The sequence below is a fragment of the Sphingobium sp. FG125 genome, assembly GCF_057809795.1.
Map to the genome: position 1 here is coordinate 1 of NZ_JBMDKQ010000026.1, position 19104 is coordinate 19104.

Sequence of the window (19104 nt, forward strand, 5' to 3'; positions counted from 1 at the left end):
CGTCAGATCATCACTTTATGCTTGCAACGCGGGAGCCATCCACAGAAGACAGTCCTTCGGCTGGGGCTGCGGCGATATTAACCAAAAAATAAAGGGAAAATGCGACACCGGCTGTGGGAACCGGAGACCCGCTAATTTGCGCGCTTTGAGGACATTGTTGGAAAAGCGCATGGCGCAGCTAACGGGGCAGGAGGCCGACGTCCGGCGCAGCCTTGTCGAATCCCTTTATGCGTCTCCTGCATCCCTGACCATTGGCGCTGCCACCGGCACCGCCGTGGGTATCGTCATCAGCAGCATGAGCGATTTTCCGGCGATCCATGCGGTTGTCGTCGCTGTCTGTGTCGTTGCCACTTTGCGCGTCATCTCCGCGGTTTTCTTCCATCGCCAGCTGGTGCGCGGCACCGCTGTCGCCTCGCGCAACTGGGAACTCGCTTATGAACTGGGCGCCTGGGCCTATGCCGGGCTGCTGGGGTTGATGGGCTTCGTAACGCTGATCGGATCGGCCAATCCGGTCATCCACATGCTGAGCGTGTCGATGGCCACGGGCTATGCAGGCGGTATCTCCGGCCGCAATGCAGGGCGCGTCCAGATCGCCATCGGGCAGGTGTGCCTGGCGCTGCTGCCGACCGCGACCGGGCTATGGATGGAAGGATCGACCGGCTATCGCGTCCTGTCGGTCGCTATGGTGGCGATGGTGCTGGGCCTGGCGGAAATCAGCTCGACCACCCATCGCATCGTCGTCCAGGCGCTGATCGGCAAGCGTGACAAGTCGCTGCTTGCGGAAAAATTCGAACGACTCGCCCGCTTCGACAGTCTGACGGGGTTGGAAAACCGCATGGCGATGCAGATGCGGCTGCGCGAAATCTTTGAAACCAGCCAGAAGCGCAACGATGCCGTCGCCATCCTGTGGATGGACATTGACCGGTTCAAGGAAATCAATGATTCGCTGGGCCATATGGTCGGCGACCAGTTGCTGCGCGCGGTGGCTGAGCGACTGGACGAGGTCGTGCAGGGCCGCGGCCGGATCGCGCGCTTTGGCGGCGATGAATTTGTCATCATCTGCGCCGATACGGATCGGGTGACGGCGGCAGCGATCGCGCAGGAAATCATCAGCTATTTCGCCCATGGTTTCGACCTGTCGGACAATCACCTCCAGGTGACCGCATCGCTCGGCTTTGCGGTCGCGCCGCAGGACGGGCGCGACATGGACGAGTTGATGCAACATGCCGACCTGGCACTGTACGAAGCCAAGCGGGAAGGGCGCAACCGTGCCGCCAGCTTCAACTGGTCGCTCAAGGAACGCTTCAATCGCGTGCATGAGATCGAAACCGGGCTGCGCCGCGCGCTGGAGACAAATGAACTCAAATTGCTGTTCCAGCCGATCGTCGATCTCGAAAGCGGCCATATCGACGCGTGCGAGGCGCTGCTGCGTTGGGAACATCCCGTGCTGGGACCGATTTCGCCCGCCGAATTCATCCCGATCGCCGAAGGCATGGGCATGATCGAGGCGATGACCGGCTGGGTGTTGCGCGAAGCCTGTATCGCCGCGGCCTCCTGGCCCGGCGAGGTCCGCATTGCCATCAACGTGTCGCCTGCCTCATTGAAGTCGCACGACCTGCCGGGCAACGTCATCGCCGCGTTGCTGGAGACCGGCCTGCCTGCACGGCGGCTGGAGCTGGAAGTCACCGAATCCATTTTCCTGGACGATAGCGGCCAGACCAACGCGATCCTGCGCGAATTGCAGCGCATCGGGTTGCGGCTGGCGCTCGACGATTTCGGCACCGGCTACAGCTCGCTCTCCTATCTGCGCTCCTACCGGTTCGACACGCTGAAGGTGGACCAGAGCTTCATGGCGGGGGTCAGCTCCAATGCGGAGGATCGCGCGATCGTGCGCGCCATCGGTAACCTTGCCCGTGATCTGGCGATGGATACGGTGGCGGAGGGGATCGAGACGACGGACCAGCTACACCACGCCCGTGAAGCAGGGTTCACCAACGTGCAGGGCTATTTGTTCAGCCGTCCGGTGACCAGCGAACGCATCGCCGAAATGATCGCCGATGGTCCGCTCGAAGGGGGCGAACGCCCCGATCCCGTCATTCACAAACGGCCGCGCCGGCAGGCCTGACCCGCCGCCGCGACAGCGTTTCAGCGCAAGCGGGTCTGCGCCGCCGCCAGCCGCCGCATCATCCGCAGGTCGCGATCCGACAGCGACAGGGCCGTATCGGTCCATGTCTCGACAATGTCGGTCAGTTCGGCCAGCGTCAGCGGATTGACCCGCCGCCCGGCCCGGTTGATGCCGACATAACCGGCATGATGGGCGCTATGGTCGGCAATCCATCTGGCGGTCGCCGCCTCGCCTTCGCCCTGCTCGACGACCTGCGCCACAATGCCCATCTCGCACATTTCGTCCGCGCTATAGATGCGCCCCTCGGCAATCATCTCGCGCGCCAGCACGGGGCCTACCCGCCGCGACAGGACCGAATAGGCACCCATGCCGGGGAACAGGCCGAACAGGACTTCGGGCAGGCCGAATTTGGCCTGCCGCTCGGCGATGATGACGTCAAAGCACATCAGCGCTTCCAGCCCGCCGCCCAGCGCGTCGCCCTGCGCCAGTCCGATATTGATGATGTTCATGTCGTTGCAGTGCCAGATGCGATCGACAATCTCGCAGCAGGCGACGCCATAGCTGAGCAAGGTGGCGCGATCGCGGCGCTGGATGCATTCGGCGAACATTTCCAGATCGCCGCCCAGATTGAACACGCCGGGGAAGCGTGATCCCAGGACCATGAATTTGAGCGGGCCATCGCGACCGCTGCCGTCGGCGCCGCCATAGACGCGCTTGCTCTCCCGCTGCCACGCCATCGTGTCGCGAATCAGGCCCAGATTGGAATTGGGCCGTTCATGCGGGGTCATGAAGGCCCACAGGGTTGCCAGTTCCTCGTCCCAGCGCACATCGATCTGGCCAAGGTCGAAAAGGGTGGAGCGGCCGGTTGGAACCGCTATTTCCGCTACGGGAAAGGCCGGTTGGTCGGTGTCAGGCGCAAAATGCTCCTCACCGGCCGTTTCGACCATGTCTCTTGCCGGACTAAACCGTCCTGAATCAATCATCTGCGTCCCCATTTTTCTATTCCGACTGAACAGAACAGGCTCGCATGGAGGATGCAATCAACCCCCCGTCGGTGAACAGCGCGTTAACTATTTTTGTAGGGAACTGTTGCAAACGCGTCGTCACAAATTGGCCCGAATGAGACTCCTTGTTGCGGATATGCAACAAACACGCCCGTCCCTGGCCATTCTCGATCGTCGCTCAGGGCTTTGTTAACCTTTATTAATTAGCCACAGGCAGATGAACGACCGCGATCAGGACTCCAAATTTGTCACGCTGGCCCTCCATGATTCAGCGGGCACGGCATGGCCGTTGCGCCTGTCGGCGGACTGCCTGCGCTTCATCGGCCCCTATCGCCGGGTCGAAGGCTTCAATATCGATGCGCTGATGCTGTTTGAAGGCGTGCGCAAGGCGGGGTGAACCCTTGTGCCTGCGCCCGTTCGCTCATAAACGGCGCGCGTGACCCAGACCCGTTTTTCCTTCTCCATCGCCGCGACTGACGGCAAGGCGCGCACCGGCGCGATTCAGATGCAGCGCGGCGAGATACGCACGCCCGCCTTCATGCCGGTCGGCACCGCCGCCACGGTCAAGGCGATGCGCCCGGCCGAAGTGCGCGCGACCGGGGCCGACATCATCCTGGGCAATACCTATCATCTGATGCTGCGTCCCGGCGCGGAGCGCATGGCGCGGCTGGGCGGCTTGCATGGTTTCATGGGCTGGGACCGGCCGATCCTGACCGACAGCGGCGGTTATCAGGTGATGAGCCTGTCGGAACTCACCAAGATGAGCGAGCAGGGCGTCGCTTTCTCCAGCCATATCGACGGGTCCAAGCATATGCTGACCCCCGAACGGTCGATGGAAATCCAGCGGCTGCTCGACAGCGACATTGTGATGGCGTTCGACGAATGCACCAAAAATGGCTGCACCCATGATGAGGCGGCGCGGTCGATGGAGCGATCGATGCGCTGGGCCAGGCGCTCGCGCGACGGTTTTGATGCAGGCGGCGACCATGCGGAGCGCGCGGCTTTGTTCGGCATCCAGCAGGGTTCGCTGGATAAAGGTTTAAGGCAGCAGTCCGCGCAGCAACTGATCGACATCGGCTTCGACGGCTATGCCGTGGGGGGGCTAGCCGTGGGCGAGGGGCAGGTGGCGATGTTCGCCACGCTCGATTTCGCGCCCGACATGCTGCCGCAGGACAAGCCGCGCTACCTGATGGGCGTGGGCAAGCCCGACGATATTGTCGGCGCGGTCGAACGCGGTATCGATATGTTCGATTGCGTGCTGCCCACCCGGTCGGGCCGCAATGGGCAAGCCTTCACCTGGGCCGGGCCGCTCAACATCCGCAACGCCCGCTTTGCCGAAGATACAGGCCCGCTCGATCCACGCTGCACCTGCCCGGTCTGCGCGACCTGGGGGCGGGCCTATCTTCATCATCTGGTGAAAGCCGGAGAGATGCTGGGCGCGATGCTGATGACGCAGCATAATATCCATTTTTACCAGTCACTGATGCAGGCGATCCGTGACAGCATCGCGGCGGGACAATTTGCCAATTTCGTCGCCGATTTCCGCCGGGACTATCAGCGCGCCTGAGCGACGGGTGAAACTCTTGACCTCCGTTCGTTTCGAGCGAAGTCGAGAAACCGGTGCACAGTTTCTCGACTTCGCTCGAAACGAACGGATCAAGGTGTAGGCATCGCGCTTCACGGAATGACGCTGATCTCGATCGTATAACCGCCCGCTTCCGCATCATGGTCCAGCGGCGCGCGCAGCTGACGCGACAGGCCGGTCAGCACCCGGCCATAGCGTTCGGCCAGATGCATGGTCATTGCGTCCGATGCGCGCAGTCCGCTCGACTGCACGCTCAGCAGCGCGCGATTGTCGCGACCCGCCACGCCCCGCACCGCAATCCGCATCGCGCCATGCGGGTCGAGCATCATCGCCAGTTCGACCAGTTCGGTCAGCAGAAAGGCGATCGGCACGGCGACATCCTGGCTGATGTGCAGGTCGTCCGCGTCGATCTGGATGCCAAAGCGACGGGCCTGCGCCGGCGCAGTGCCGCGCAGGCTGGCGGACAATTCGCTGATCAGCGGGCGCACGCCCACGCCGCGATTATCCTCCAGTTCGGCGAAATGATTGCGATGGACGACGGACAGCGCATCGACCCGCCGCTGGATAGAGGCATAGGCCTCCACCGCTTCGGGATCATGCGCCGACCGGGCGTGCAGGTTGATCAGGCTGGCGATGATCTGGAGGTTGTTCTTGACCCGGTGATGCACTTCACGGGTCAGCTTGCGCTGGGTTTCCAGCCCCTGCGCCATTTCCGCTTCATGGGTGGCGACATCCTCGCTGATTTCGCGGAACGTCTCACCCAGCGCGACGATCTCCTGCGCCGGAGTGCGGACTTTTTGCAGCGGCTCCAGCACCTCGCCAGGATGATAGGCCGCAACCGATCGGCGCAGAAGCACCAGCGGGCGGATCAACAGGCGATTGACGACAAACCAGCCGACCGCCGCCGCCGCAAACCACATGACCAGCGGCAGAAAGAGCGAGAGCATACGGGCGATGGTCGCTGGCGGATCCCGTACCGTCATGGTCAGTATGATGTCGGGCGGATCGAGCCGGGCCGACAGGCTGCTGCTATGGCCGCTGATCGGCGCGCCGCCGGGACGGCTGATGACCATCCGCGCGTCACCCTGCCGCAGGGTCAGTTTTCGATTTTGCAGCGCAGTGGCGGGATCGGCGACACTTTCGAGATGCGCGCGCGAATAATAGGCAAAGCCGACGAGCGCGCCGTTTCGGCTGCGCACCCGGCTCACCAGAAATTGCGAAGCGGGCAGCAGTTGCGCGTCCTTGCCTTCGAAGCGGTCGCCGATGGCGACGCCTGCTGGTTCCGGGACGGGCGATCCACACAGGCGCTGGCCGCGCCGGTCGTAAATGTAAAAATGCCCGCCATCGCGGTCATGCGAGGTCAGGAAAAGCTCCAGCCGCTTGCAGATACCGGTCTCGCTGCCGGGGCTGGCGAGGGCGTTGACCGTCAGTTCCAGCGCCGTCCGGTCCGATTGCAGATCGGCGGTCAGCTTGCGCGCGCTCTGCGTCACCGCAACACGCAGCAGGGCTTCCTTTTCAAGGTCGGCGGTGCGGATGGCCTGGAGCGAGGCGATGAGCGCAATCAGCCCTAAAGGCAACAGTGCCAGCGTCAGGATGAGGAACATCTTGACACCGGTTGACCGGAAAAATCCGGCAAGCGGCACGCCCGGCGATCGGGCGGTCCCGGTGCGGGCGGCCGGAGGAAGGCTGCCCCCGTTCATGACTGTGTCAGTCCAGCTTGCTCAGCAGATCGAGCATTTCCGACGGTATATCTTCATCCACAGCGCGCTGATAGACGGTGCGCAGCGCCTGGGACACATGGCTATCTTCTTTGGGAGCGACACGGCGCTTGCGGGGTGACGAAGCGGCATGGGGGCCGCTGTCCGGGCTGGTCACGCCATCCGGCGTGTCCCCTCCCGCCGCACTACGTTCCGTCGATGAAGAAACCAAAATCAGCCCCTCTGAAGCAATATCTGACACGCCAGCCTGCCCGTACTTGCGGGATTCTTACGGGACGTCAATTCGTCGTCCCGCGCGATTGATACAAAATTCACGATAAAATCGAAAAATCCATATGGCTGCGAAACAAATCTCCCCGTTGATGGTTCCGGCGAATGAAGCATTTTTTATGCAGCCGCGCTTTTGGCGATGTTTGGGGGGCAGGGGTTGCCATGACGGCAGGGACATTCCATCCTTTCACATGCCACACCTATATGCCGGCACCGATGCTTCGGAACATTACGCCCCTTATGGGCAGGGAGAAGATTTGACGATGTCGCTTGGACAGCAATTGCACCCCCATCTTCCGTTCCTGCGGCGCTATGCCCGCGCGTTGACCGGCAGCCAGGCGCATGGCGACGCCTATGTTCGCGCCGCGCTGGAAGCGATCGTCGCCGCGCCGGAGGAGTTTCCATCCGACGTCGACCCGCGCCTTGGCCTCTATCGCACCTTCCATGCCATCTGGTCCTCCTCCCATCTGGAGGATATTCCGGTGACGGCGGGCGGCAGCCGCGAAGCGATCGCGCAGGCGCGGCTTGCCCGTCTGACCCCGCTGCCGCGTCAGGCTCTGCTGCTGACCGCGCTGGAAGGCTTCACGGTTGATGATGTCGCCTATCTGATCGACATGGACAGCGCTGACGTGGAAGCGCTGGTCGAGGAAGCCCTGAGCGAAATCGAGGCGCAGACCCGCGCCAAGGTGCTGATTATCGAGGATGAACCGATCATCGCGATGGACATTGAAACCATCGTCCGTGATCTGGGCCATGATGTGACCGCCATCGCCGTGACGGCGGAGGATGCGGTGCGCGAAGCGCTGGCCGATCGTCCGGGGCTGGTGCTGGCCGACATTCAACTGGCCGACGACAGCAGCGGCATCGACGCGGTGAAGGACATCCTGGCTGAATTTTCGGTGCCGGTGATCTTCATCACGGCCTTCCCCGAACGGCTGCTGACCGGCGAACGGCCGGAGCCGACCTTCCTGATCACCAAGCCGTTCCAGCGGTCGACCGTCAAGGCGGCGATTTCGCAGGCACTGTTCTTTGACGAGGCGACTGCCCCCGCCTGACTGGCGGCGCGTTTATAACCGAGTGGTGGAACTCCCGATCGTTGCTGGCGTTAATGATGCGTAACGATCGGGAGATGGGCCATGGTAGATCCTGAACAGCATATCACGACCGATGACGCGCGCGGCGGATCGACGGAGCATGTCGTGCGCTATGTGCTGGGCATTTCGCTGGCACTGGCCGTGATTGTGATGCTCTTCGTCCTCTGGCGCTAACGGCACAGATTGCGGGAACTGGTTTTTGACGGCACATGATTTAGGATGCGGGCGCATTTATGGCTTTGACGATGTCGGTTCATGGGATGAGGACGGCAACCACCAAGGGGGACCTGCCCATGTCTGATGACGTTGGCGACAGCGATGACCTGACCGAGATTGTGCCGGCGGAAGAGCGCGCGCCGCTTTCGGACACGGATTTCAAGCGTGAACTGGCAGCGGTCATCCCGCACCTTCGCGCCTTTGGCCGTTCGCTGTCGGGCAACCGGGATACAGCGGACGATCTGGTGCAGGAAACCCTGCTCAAGGCGTGGGCGGCGCGGCAGCGCTTTCAGGCCGGCACCAACATGCGCGCCTGGACCTTCATCATCCTGCGCAACCATTATCTCTCGCAAATGCGCCGTTCGCGTTTTCGCGGCGATTGGGACGACCTGACCGCAGATCGCATCCTCGCGGCGCCTGCATCGCAGGACAAGCATGTCGAACTCAGCGACATGCAACGCGCCCTGCTGCAATTGCCCCAGCCCCAGCGCGAGGCGCTGATTCTGGTGGGCGCAGGGGGCTTTGCCTATGAGGAAGCCGCCGAGATTTGCGGCGTAGCCGTCGGCACGATCAAGAGCCGGGTGGCCCGCGGTCGCGCGGCGCTCGAACAGATACTCGAAAGCGGCGACCTGCCGTCGCGCCGCAGCCAGGTGACGACCGAAACAGCCGTGCTGGACGAGATTATGGACGATGTCGATCGGCTCAGCCGGGGTCGTGATCATGATCAGATAGAGGACTGAGAGTTTGTTTCGAAATGCGCAAAAGAGCGCATTTCGGTTGCCGCACCGGCCCACACCCCCACCCGACCGCCCACAGAGTGTATCCTGAGTGGGAGGTCGGGTGGGGTTCAAACGAGGCACGTGACTCGTTTGAAGGCCGGTGCGGATGCGCAAAAGGCGCATTTCCAAACAGACTCTAACCGGAACGATTGGCCCGCTCTGCCCGTTGTTGCTCCATCAAGGAGACGCAATATGGGCAATGACCCCACGGGGCGGGACGATCCGTCCGTTCATGTCACCATAGTCGAGCGATCGCGCGGCAGCGGCGTGGTGTTTGCGCTGGTCGCGCTGGCGCTGATCCTGGCCATCGGCTTTTTCTACCTGACCAATGATCGCCGCGATGATCGGCAGGCGGAAGCCGTCACCGGTGCCGCGCAGTCGGTGGACGACGCGGCCAAACTGGTCGGTGACGCGGCCAAGAATGCCGCCGACAAGCTGGGCGACACCAAATGATCAATAGCGGCGGGGCACGCTGACATTATCGGGTGACCCCAGCGCGCCGTCTTTAAGCACTTTCGTCCCGGATTCAGGATTTCTTTGCCATTTTCGGGCAGGGTATAGGCCTGTCGGATTTTCTTACAGCCATTGTAAGGGCAGGTCCGACACCACCAGGACCGATAGTGCGACCATGATCAGGCTGTTCAAACATTATGTGCCGCACGCCGTGCTGCTGCTGGGGCTGCTCGATTTCGTGCTGCTGCTCTGCGCTGCGGAGGGCGGCTGGATCTTGCGCGCACACCAGATCGGCATGGATATCGAGCATGTGACGACCCGCATGGGGCCGCTGCTCAGCTTCGCCTTCGCGATCCAGACCGGCATGATCGCGGTCGGCGTTTATGGCACCGAAGCGTTGCAATCGATCCGATTCGCCTTTGCCCGGTTGCTGGTCGCTGTGTCGCTCGGCGTCATCTTTCTTTCGGTCCTTTATTTCCTGCTGCCCGGCATGACGCTGTGGCGTTCCAACTCGCTCTACGCGATGGGGCTGGCGATGGGCTTGCTGCTGGCGCTGCGCCTGCTGCTCGGTTCGATGCTGGGCGGCGAAGCGTTCAAGCGGCGGCTGGTCGTGCTGGGTGCGGGTAATCGCGCCGACCGCATCCGCGAACTGGAAAAGAAGAAGGGCGCTGGCTATCTGGTCGTCGGCTATATCGCCATGAATGACGGGCCGCAGGTTGTGCAGGAAGCGATCAACCGCAGCGCCATTTACAATCTATCCGATTTCGTCGTCCGCCTGAACGCCAGCGAAGTGGTGCTGGCGCTGGAGGAACGGCGCAACGCCATCCCCATGTCCGACCTGCTGCGGATCAAGACCACCGGCGTGCATGTCAACGACCTGTCGACTTTCCTTGAGCGGGAGACAGGCCGGGTCGACCTGGCCAGCGTCAATCCCAGCTGGCTGATCTTTTCCGACGGCTTTTCCGCCGGTCGCCGCATATCCAGCTTCGCCAAGCGGCTGTTCGACATCCTTGCCAGCGCCCTGCTGCTGGCGCTGACCGGCCCCGTCATCCTGATCGCCGCGATATTGGTGAAGCTCGACAGCAAGGGACCGGCTTTCTACCGGCAACAGCGGGTCGGCCTGTTCGGCCAGGAATTCTGGATCGTCAAGCTGCGCACGATGCGGACTGACGCGGAAGTCGATGGTCAGGCGGTCTGGGCGGAAAAGGATGATCCGCGCATCACCCGCCTTGGCTATTGGCTGCGCAAGTTGCGGATCGACGAATTGCCGCAGACCTGGACCGTGCTGAAGGGCGAAATGAGCTTTGTCGGCCCGCGCCCCGAACGCCGCCAGTTCGTCGAGGATCTGGAACAGCATCTGCGCTATTATGCCGAACGCCATATGGTAAAGCCCGGCATTACCGGCTGGGCGCAGATCAATTACCCCTATGGCGCGTCGATCGAGGATGCCCGGCACAAGCTGGAATATGACCTCTATTACGCCAAGAATTACACGCCTTTCCTGGACCTTTTGATCCTGATCCAGACCCTGCGGGTTGTCCTCTGGCCCGACGGCGCGCGCTGAGGCGCACGCTATGGGCATGCTGCTTCAATTTGTCGGCGACTGGGGCCATGCGCTGGCCGCGGTGCTGTTTGCGGCGCTGGGCATCTTCATCCTGCGGCGGCGGGACGACACGGCCGAACCCCGGATGCTGGCGGTCGCGCTGCTGCTGACCAGTTGCTGGGCGCTGTATGTGTCCTTTGGCGGCGTCTCCAAACCGCTGACCGGTATCGGCGAAAGCATCCGCAATGCCGCCTGGCTGCTGACGATGTTCGTCATGCTGCGGCGCGGGCCGGTGGGCCGGGCCGGGCCGATCCTGGCGATCAGCGCGCTCTATGCCGCGGTTGCCGGGCTGATCCTGCTCCAGACCTCGACCGATCTGGTCTGGCGGCAATTGTCGCCGGACAGCGATATGCATCGCGCGCTCGTCAATGTGTCGCTGGTGCTGCGGATGATGACCGCGATCGGCAGCCTGCTGCTGGTCCATCATCTCTACACCGCCTGGCCCTCGCGTGAGCGGGGCGGGGTGGCGCTGCTGCTCGGCGCGCTGGTGGCGATGTGGACCTATGACCTTAATCTCTATGCGCTCTGCTATTTCGCCCCGACCCGCGTGAGCGAACTTTACGCCCTGCGCGGCCTGCTGATGGCGCTGCTCGCCCCGGTGATCGCGGTGGGGATGCGCAAGGATATGGCCGGGCGGCTGCAATTGTCGCGTACCCTGACCTTTCAGTCGCTGTCGCTCTTTGCCATTGCCCTCTATGTCATCGTCCTGACCGCCGCCGCCATATTGGTCGAACTCATCGCCGGGCCTTATGCGCGCGTGGTGGAGATCGGCGCGGTATTCTTCACCGCCGTCACCGCGCTGGTGTTGCTGCCATCGCCACAGATGCGCGCGCTGTGGAAGGTGCAGGTCGCCAAGCATTTCTTCCAGCATCGCTATGATTATCGCACCGAATGGATGCGCTTTGGCGAGACGATCGGCCGCCCCGGCGAGGATGCCGCACCTTTGGGCGAGCGGGTGGCCAAGGCGGTCGCCGACATCACCGATTCGCCCGCCGCCATGCTGTTGCTGCGCGACGAACAGGGCGGGCTGACGTTCGAGACCCACTGGAACTGGGGCGGCGACCTGCCCGACAGCGCGACGCTGGCCCCGGAGACGGTAGCTGCATGGGAACAGACTGGCTGGATCATCGATCTTGGCAAGCCCAGGACCGGGGAGGGCGCACTGCGCCTGCCCGACTGGATGGTGGAGGACAGGCGCGGCTGGGCGCTGGTGCCGCTCGTTCATTATGGCCGCCTGATCGCCGCGATCCTGCTCGCCCGACCGCCGATCGACCGGCGACTCGACTGGGAGGATTTCGACATGCTGCGCGCCGCCGGGCGGCAGGCGGCGACCTATATCAGCGAGGCGCAGGGCCAGCAGGCGCTGGACGATGCGCAGCGGTTCGAGGAATTTAACCGCCGCTTCGCCTTCATCATCCATGACGTCAAAAATCTGGTGAGCCAGCTTTCGCTGCTCGCCCGCAACGCGCAGCGCCATGCCGACAACCCCGATTTCCGCGCCGATATGGTCCTGACGCTCCAGGAATCAGTCGGCAAGATGAACGACATGCTTGCCCGCCTGTCGCAGCATAATAAGGGCAAGGCGGAAGAACCCCGTCCGCTTTCGCTGCGCGACATGGCCGATCAGGTCGCCCGCACCCGCGCGCGCCAGCACCCGGTTGAGGTGTTAGGCACCGCGCCGCTGGCGCTGGCCGATCCGGCGCGGGTCGAACAGATACTCACCCATCTGCTCCAGAATGCGATCGACGCCAGCGCGCCGGACAGTCCGGTCGAACTGCGCCTGTCCGCCGACGCCAGCGACGTGCTGGTGGAGATTATCGACCATGGCCGGGGCATGAGCGCGGAATATATCCGCCGCGATCTGTTCAAGCCCTTTTCGTCCAGCAAGGCGGGCGGTTTCGGCATTGGCGCGTTCGAGGCGCGCGCGCTGGCGCAGGCCATGGGCGGGCGGATCGACGTTGAAAGCAAGATCGGCGTCGGCAGCCGCTTCACCCTGCGCCTGCCGCTGGCCCCCCGGATCGACCAAAAAGAGAAAGCCGCCTGATGAGCGACACGCGCCCCAAATTGCTGATCGTCGAGGATGATCCCGGTCTCCAGCGCCAGTTGCGCTGGGCCTATGAGGATTATCAGCTGTTCATCGCGGGCGACCGGGAAGAGGCGATTGAGATTCTGCGCGCGGAAACCCCCGATGTGGTGACGCTGGACCTTGGCCTGCCGCCGGACCCGGACGGCACCAGCGAGGGCTTTGCCACGCTGGCGGAGATATTGCGGATCAAGCCCGACACCAAAGTCATCGTCGCGTCCGGCCATGGCGCGCGTGAAAGCGCGCTCGATGCGATCGCGGGCGGGGCCTATGATTTTTACCAGAAGCCGGTCGACATCGACGAACTGGGCATGATCGTCCGCCGCGCTTTCCATGTTCATGCGCTGGAACAGGAAAATGCGCGCCTCGCCGATACTGCGCCGGAGGATGGCCGGGTCTTGGGCCGCCTGATCAGCGCTGCGCCGGAAATGATGAAGGTCGCGCGTACCATCGAACGGGTCGCCAGCGCGCAGGTTTCGGTTCTGCTGCTGGGCGCCAGCGGCACGGGCAAGGAATTGCTGGCGCAGGGGCTGCACGATGCCAGTCCGCGTCGGAACGGCGCTTTCGTCGCGATCAATTGCGCGGCGATCCCCGAAACCCTGCTCGAATCCGAACTGTTCGGCCATGAAAAGGGCGCGTTCACCGGCGCGATCAAGATGACGCCGGGCAAGATCGAACAGGCGCAGGGCGGCACCCTGTTCCTTGATGAAGTGGGTGACATCCCGCTGGCGCTTCAGGTCAAATTGCTGCGCTTCTTGCAGGAACGCTCGATCGAGCGGGTCGGCGGTCGCACCGCCATTGCCGTCGATACCCGCATCGTCTGCGCCACCCACCAGAATCTGGAGGAGATGATCGCAGCGGGCAGCTTCCGCGAGGATCTTTACTATCGCCTCGCCGAGATCGTCATCCGCATCCCCGCGCTGAAAGACAGGCCGGGCGACCCGGCGCTGCTGGCGCGGCATTTCCTGACCCGCTTCGCGCGGGAGATGAACCCTGGGGTCAAGGGGCTGGCCCCCGATGCACTCGCGGCGCTCGACGCCTGGACCTGGCCAGGCAATGTGCGCGAGCTGGAAAACCGCATGAAGCGCGCGGTCATCATGGCCGATAGCAAGCTGGTGACCGCCGCTGATCTCGACCTGGACGAGGAGCGCGCCGCCGGGGGCGAAGTCGTGAACCTGAAGGCCGCGCGGGAAATGGCCGACCGTCGCGCCATCCGCCGCGCCATCGCCCGCACCGACGGCAATATATCGGGCGCGGCCAAGATATTGGGGATCAGCCGCCCGACCCTCTATGACTTGCTCAAGCAATATCAGATGCAGGCATGAGCCGAACTCGTATCGCCCTGATTGCTGCGATCGTCGCCCTGCTGCTGGGCGTGGCGGGCCTGTGGCAATGGCGCGCGCATGAGCGTGACGGCAGCGCTGCGCTGGCGCGCGGGCTGGCGGCGCTCGACAAGGGTGATGCGCGCACGGCGCGGATCGAGCTGATGAACGCGATCAAGGGCGCGCCGCGATCCGTGGTCGCGCGGGAAGCGCAGGCGCGGGCGCTGGTGGAACTGGGTGATGGGGCAGGGGCGCAGGCCGAAGTTGAGCGCGCGCGGGCTTTGGGCGCGCCACCGTCGCAGACTCGCGCGGTCATGGCGCAGGCGCTGTTGTTGCAGGGGGATGCCGTTGCAGCGCTGAAGGAGGCGCGCGCGCCTGACGTGCCCGACACCGATCTGGACATGGTCGCGCGCATCACAGCGCGTGCCGCCATGGCGCAGGGAGATATGCGCGCGGCGCAAAATGCGCTGGCCAGCGCGCTGTCGATTGCGCCCAATGATGCGGAAAATTGGGTCGAGCTTGGCCGCTTCCGGCTGGCGACCGGCGATCAGGCGGGGGCGATTGCGGCGGCTGACCGGGCCGTTGCACTGAACCCTGCCGATGCCAAGGCGCTGACGCTGCGCGGTGAACTGACCCGCGCCCAATATGGCCTGACTGCCTCACTCCCCTGGTTCGACCGGGCGCTGGCGGTTCGTCCCGATTCGATCCCGACGATGGAGCAATATGCAGCGACGCTGGCGGATGCCGGATCGGCGGGCGCGATGCTCAGCCTCACGCGCCGGATATTGGCGCTCGATCCCGCCAATGCGCGGGCGTGGATGATGCAGGCGGTGATGGCGGCGCGCGCGGGCAAGGCTGATCTTGCCCGCACTTTGCTGGACCGCACGCAGGGACGGCTGGACGATGAACCGGCGACCCGGCTGTTGCGCGGCGTGCTGAATTTGCAGGAGGGCAATGCCGTCCTGGCCGCCGAAGCGCTGGCCCCGCTGGTCGCGGCCCAGCCCGACAATCGCACCGCCCGCACGCTGTTGGCGCGCGCCCAATATCTGACCGGCGATTATGCTGCCGCCGCAACCCTGCTGGCCCCGATCGTCGCCCAGCGCGACGCCGATCCCTATGTGTTGACGCTGGCCGCGCGCGCGCAGGAGGGGTTGGGCAACCGGGCGATGGCTGCTGACATGCTGGCCCGTGCCGCCTGGCCGGTGCGCGCGGCTGCCGATCCCTTCGCCAGTCCGCGCGATGCGATGCTGGCCGACGGACCACCGCCCGCCAGCGCCGCGACCGCGCGCGACAATATCCCCTATATCCGCGCCTTGCTGAGCACGGGCCGTGTCGGTGACGCACTGGCCCGCGCGGAGGCGCTCAGCCACGCCAATCCCGGTGCGCCCGATGCTTGGCTGATCCAGGGCGACGCGCTTGGCGCTGCGGGCCGTCCTGCCGACGCGGCACGCGCTTATGAAGCCTCCGCCAATATACGGTTCGATCGCGCCGCTGCCATGCGCCTTGCTGCCGCCTGGGGGCAGGCGGGCAATGCCGTGCGGGCGGCGCAGGTCGTGCAACTTTTCCTGACCCAGCATCCCAATGACCCCGAAGCCCAGCGCCTGGCCGCCGCTATCGCCATGCAGCGGCAGGACTGGCGCGCGGCGCAGCGCCTGTTGCACGCGGTGCGGGCGCAGACCGGCGATGGCGACGCGGTGCTGATGGCCGACCTCGCCCGTGCCGCGCTGGAAAGCGGGGATCGCGGGGCTGCGCGGGCCTATGCCGCCCATGCCTATCGCCTGATGCCCGCCAACCCGATGACCGCAGACATTTACGGCTGGACGCTGCTGCGAACGGGAGAGAAGGGACCGGCAGCGGTCGATCTGCTGGAAAAGGCAGTGGCGCTGGCACCGGGACTTCCCGTGCTGCAACTCCATCTGGGGCAGGCCTATGCCGCGGTAGGGCGCAAGGGCGAGGCGAAGCTGGCGCTGCAACGCGCTGCGACCGGTAATTTTGCCGGGCGGCAGGAGGCGGTTGACGCATTGGCAGCGCTATAGGAAATCCTGCCCTGCGAGACGTGATGACTTCCCTTTGGTCCGTTCGTTTCGAGCGAAGTCGAGAAACCGCGCGTTACCGTTTCTCGACTTCGCTCGAAACGAACGGAGGTTGGGGAATGGTACCTAAAGAGACAGGAAAAGCCCGCGTTCAGCTCAGGCCTTCTGCGCGTCCAGTTCGTCGATGCGCAGCCCCAGCCGCCGAATCTGCGCCGCGACCGGGGGCCAGACGGTTTCCAGAAAATGCTCCCGTTCCGCCACGCGCAACCGGCGGGTTGCGCCGTCAGCGACGAACATGCCGACGCCACGTTTCACCACGACCAGCCCGTCGTCCTGAAAACTCTGATAGGCCTTCGCCACGGTCAGCGGATTGGCACCCTGTTGCGCGGCAAAGGCGCGCACCGATGGCAGCATGTCGCCATCGCAAAATTCACCATCCAAAATGGACGCAGCAATAATCTCACGCAGGCGGAGATAGACGGGTTTGGAATCGTCGACCATGACTGCGTCAGTGCCATAATACAGCGATGCGCGCAAGGCAGTTGCTTGCGCTGGATCGGGTCGATTGCGTAACTATCTGTCCCAAACTGATATCACGGCGTCATAATCTGGCCGGGGTCGCTCCTCCTGCGGCTTGCCCGGCGTGCCGATAAAGATGAAGCCGGCGATGCTTTCGCCTTCCGCGCCAAAGGCCGCGCGCACATCCTGATTATAGGTCGGCCACCCGGTCAGCCAGCCCCCGGCAAAGCCCAGCGCATGGGTGGCGTTGAGCAAATTCATGATCGCTGCGCCAACCGACAATTGCTGTTCCCACACCGGTATCTTGCTGCCCGCGACCGGCGCGGACAGGGCCACCACCAAGGTCGGCGCCTGATGGGCAAACTGGTGCATCGCGTCTATCTCCAGCCGTCCGGCATCGGGCTTTTCGGCGCGATAGGCGGTTTCGAGGAGGTCGGCGAAGGCCGCGCGCTTTTCCAGCGGCACGACCACGAAGCGCCACGGGGCCAGCTTGCCATGGTCGGGCGTGCGGATCGCCACCTCCAATATCTGGCGCAATTGCGCATCGTCCGGGCCGGGCGCGATCAGGTCGCGCGGTTTGCCCGAACGGCGGGTCTGGAGCAGGGCGAGCGGGGAGGAGCGATCATTGAACATCGCGCCCAGATGGCGCGGCACCCGCTTTGACGCAAGGGCCGCCTGCGCTTTTGACAGATGCGAAATAGGCTCTAGTCTCGCGCCATCCTCTGGTCCCCGTTCGGCGGACCGGCACACATAATAGACAAGGGTAGCTGATGGCGACCTCAATTTCTGGCGCGGCGGCAGCGGGCAAGACCTGGCTTGGCCATCCGCGCGGACTGTTCCTGCTGTTTTTCGCAGAGATGTGGGAGCGTTTTTCCTATTATGGGATGCGCGCGATCCTGATTTTCTACCTCACCAAACATTTCCTGTTTGGCGAGGACAAGGCCTATCTGCTCTACGGGGCTTATACCTCGTTGGTTTACATCACCCCGGTCATCGGTGGCTATCTGGCCGACCGTTTCCTGGGGCCGCGCAAGGCGGTGCTGGCGGGCGGGCTGTTCATCGCTTTCGGCCATTTCCTGATCGCGGTGACCGAGGGACCGGGGGGGCAGGACCCTGTCTATCTCAACGGTTTCTATCTGGCGCTGGCCAGCATCATCGTTGGCACCGGGTTCCTCAAAGCCAATATCTCGGTGCTGGTGGGCGAACTCTATCCGCGCGACGATGCGCGCCGCGACCCGGCTTTCTCCATCTTCTACATGGGCATCAATGCGGGCGGGGCGATCGGCCCGCTGGTCTGCGGCTTGTTGGGGGAAACGATGGGCTGGGGCTGGGGCTTTGGCGCGGCGGGGGTCGGCATGTTGCTGGGCCTTGTGATGTTCGTCTGGCTGACCCCCTGGCTGCTGGGCAAGGGCGAGCCGCCCGCGCCGCAGCAACTGCGCGCGCCTGTGGTGGCGGGCGTCAGTCAGGAATGGACCATCTATCTGGGCGCGATACTGGGCGTTGTCGCGATCTGGTTCGTCATCCGCTATGCCGAATTGCTGGGCTATGCGCTTCTGGCCTTCGCGGCGTTGACGGTCATCTATATCGTCTGGCGCACGCTTGGCACGCTGGGCAAGGTCGACCGCGACCGCATGTTTGCCGCGCTTTTCCTGATCGCGCTCAACCCGCTCTTCTGGGGTCTGTTTGAACAGACCGGATCGTCGCTCAACATCTTCACCGACCGCAATGTCGATCGCAACGTGCTGGGCTGGGATATTCCCGCGTCGATGTTCCAGTCGGTCAATTCGATCTTCATCATCCTGCTGGCGCCGTTGTTCGCCCTGCTGTGGACCTTCCTCGACAAGCGCCGCCTGGAGCCATCCTCGCCCGCCAAATTCGGCATTGGCCTCATATTGTGCGGCGCGGGTTTTCTGGTGCTGGTGGCGGGCGCGGCGATGGCGGGGGAGGATTTGACGCCGTTGCTGTTCGTCATCCTCATCTATCTGTTCCACACCATGGCGGAACTGTGCTTTTCCCCCGTCGGCCTGTCGGCGATGACGCGGCTGTCGGTGCCTAACATGGTCGGGCTGGTGATGGGGACCTGGTTCCTGGCCATGGCGGCGGGCAATTTCATCGCTGGCCTCATCGCCCGCGCCACCGGCAGCGGTGACGCGGATGGCGTCACCCAGGTGCTGGGCGTCTATACCCGTATCGGCTGGTTTTCGATGGGGGTGGGCGTGCTGGTGCTGCTCATTTCGCCCATGATCAAGCGGCTGATGCATCTCGACACGATCGGCGCGGAGGATAAGCCATGAGTCAGG

17 protein-coding genes are annotated in these 19104 nt (G+C 63.9%); 12 read left to right on the top strand and 5 right to left on the bottom strand.

Annotated elements, in window-relative coordinates:
* Positions 1–169: 169 nt before the first annotated feature.
* Positions 170–2125, top strand: a complete 1956-nt coding sequence (locus tag ACODSR_RS18680; RefSeq protein ID WP_489078110.1) for a putative bifunctional diguanylate cyclase/phosphodiesterase — start codon at positions 170–172, stop codon at positions 2123–2125.
* 20 nt (positions 2126–2145) lie between these two features.
* Here the strand turns inward: ACODSR_RS18680 and ACODSR_RS18685 are convergent, their stop codons facing one another.
* Positions 2146–3108 (bottom strand): crotonase/enoyl-CoA hydratase family protein, encoded by a 963-nt coding sequence (locus tag ACODSR_RS18685; protein ID WP_489078111.1) that lies wholly within the window; start codon positions 3106–3108, stop codon positions 2146–2148.
* 238 nt (positions 3109–3346) lie between these two features.
* Between ACODSR_RS18685 and ACODSR_RS18690 the strand changes: the two genes are divergently transcribed.
* Both ACODSR_RS18690 and tgt read left to right on the top strand, forming a co-directional pair.
* Positions 3347–3526 carry a hypothetical protein gene (locus ACODSR_RS18690; protein ID WP_119745427.1) on the top strand — a complete coding sequence of 60 codons (180 nt, stop codon included), beginning with the start codon at positions 3347–3349 and terminating at the stop codon, positions 3524–3526.
* 39 nt (positions 3527–3565) lie between these two features.
* Positions 3566–4696: a tRNA guanosine(34) transglycosylase Tgt gene (gene tgt, locus ACODSR_RS18695; protein ID WP_489078112.1), complete on the top strand. Its 1131-nt coding sequence runs from the start codon at positions 3566–3568 to the stop codon at positions 4694–4696.
* 110 nt (positions 4697–4806) lie between these two features.
* Here tgt and ACODSR_RS18700 read toward each other — a convergent pair whose 3' ends face one another.
* Both ACODSR_RS18700 and ACODSR_RS18705 read right to left on the bottom strand, forming a co-directional pair.
* On the bottom strand, positions 4807–6318 hold the full coding sequence (locus ACODSR_RS18700; protein ID WP_489078140.1) for a sensor histidine kinase: 1512 nt from the start codon (positions 6316–6318) through the stop codon (positions 4807–4809).
* A 103-nt stretch (positions 6319–6421) separates the two neighbouring features.
* The gene (locus tag ACODSR_RS18705; protein ID WP_489078113.1) at positions 6422–6673 is read right to left on the bottom strand and encodes a NepR family anti-sigma factor; all 252 of its coding nucleotides are present in this window, start codon (positions 6671–6673) and stop codon (positions 6422–6424) included.
* A gap of 292 nt (positions 6674–6965) precedes the next feature.
* Between ACODSR_RS18705 and ACODSR_RS18710 the strand changes: the two genes are divergently transcribed.
* The 8 genes from ACODSR_RS18710 to ACODSR_RS18745 all read left to right on the top strand — a co-directional run bounded on the left by ACODSR_RS18710 (position 6966) and on the right by ACODSR_RS18745 (position 16288).
* A complete protein-coding gene (locus ACODSR_RS18710) occupies positions 6966–7757 on the top strand; it encodes a response regulator (protein WP_489078141.1) in 792 nt (263 codons plus the stop codon).
* An 81-nt stretch (positions 7758–7838) separates the two neighbouring features.
* Positions 7839–7970, top strand: a complete 132-nt coding sequence (locus tag ACODSR_RS18715; protein WP_489078114.1) for a hypothetical protein — start codon at positions 7839–7841, stop codon at positions 7968–7970.
* 119 nt (positions 7971–8089) lie between these two features.
* Positions 8090–8752, top strand: a complete 663-nt coding sequence (locus tag ACODSR_RS18720; RefSeq protein ID WP_489078115.1) for a sigma-70 family RNA polymerase sigma factor — start codon at positions 8090–8092, stop codon at positions 8750–8752.
* Positions 8753–8983: 231 nt separating this feature from the next.
* Positions 8984–9244, top strand: coding sequence for a hypothetical protein (locus ACODSR_RS18725; protein WP_489078116.1), 261 nt, complete (start codon positions 8984–8986; stop codon positions 9242–9244).
* A 175-nt stretch (positions 9245–9419) separates the two neighbouring features.
* Positions 9420–10808, top strand: coding sequence for a TIGR03013 family XrtA/PEP-CTERM system glycosyltransferase (locus ACODSR_RS18730; RefSeq protein ID WP_217671836.1), 1389 nt, complete (start codon positions 9420–9422; stop codon positions 10806–10808).
* Positions 10809–10818: 10 nt separating this feature from the next.
* Positions 10819–12891 carry an XrtA/PEP-CTERM system histidine kinase PrsK gene (gene prsK, locus ACODSR_RS18735; protein ID WP_489078117.1) on the top strand — a complete coding sequence of 691 codons (2073 nt, stop codon included), beginning with the start codon at positions 10819–10821 and terminating at the stop codon, positions 12889–12891.
* The gene (prsR, locus tag ACODSR_RS18740) at positions 12891–14255 is read left to right on the top strand and encodes a PEP-CTERM-box response regulator transcription factor (protein ID WP_489078118.1); all 1365 of its coding nucleotides are present in this window, start codon (positions 12891–12893) and stop codon (positions 14253–14255) included. Before prsK ends, prsR begins: the two co-directional genes overlap by 1 nt.
* Positions 14252–16288 (top strand): tetratricopeptide repeat protein, encoded by a 2037-nt coding sequence (locus ACODSR_RS18745; protein ID WP_489078119.1) that lies wholly within the window; start codon positions 14252–14254, stop codon positions 16286–16288. Before prsR ends, ACODSR_RS18745 begins: the two co-directional genes overlap by 4 nt.
* A 153-nt stretch (positions 16289–16441) precedes the next feature.
* Here ACODSR_RS18745 and ACODSR_RS18750 read toward each other — a convergent pair whose 3' ends face one another.
* Entirely contained in the window at positions 16442–16786 is a 345-nt protein-coding gene (locus ACODSR_RS18750) for a GntR family transcriptional regulator (protein WP_489078142.1), read from the bottom strand.
* A 72-nt stretch (positions 16787–16858) separates the two neighbouring features.
* The gene (locus ACODSR_RS18755) at positions 16859–17437 is read right to left on the bottom strand and encodes a nitroreductase family protein (RefSeq protein ID WP_489078143.1); all 579 of its coding nucleotides are present in this window, start codon (positions 17435–17437) and stop codon (positions 16859–16861) included.
* 137 nt (positions 17438–17574) lie between these two features.
* Here ACODSR_RS18755 and ACODSR_RS18760 point away from each other — a divergent pair, with 137 nt between their 5' ends.
* Positions 17575–19098 carry a peptide MFS transporter gene (locus ACODSR_RS18760; RefSeq protein WP_489078120.1) on the top strand — a complete coding sequence of 508 codons (1524 nt, stop codon included), beginning with the start codon at positions 17575–17577 and terminating at the stop codon, positions 19096–19098.
* The last annotated feature ends 6 nt before the right edge of the window (positions 19099–19104 follow it).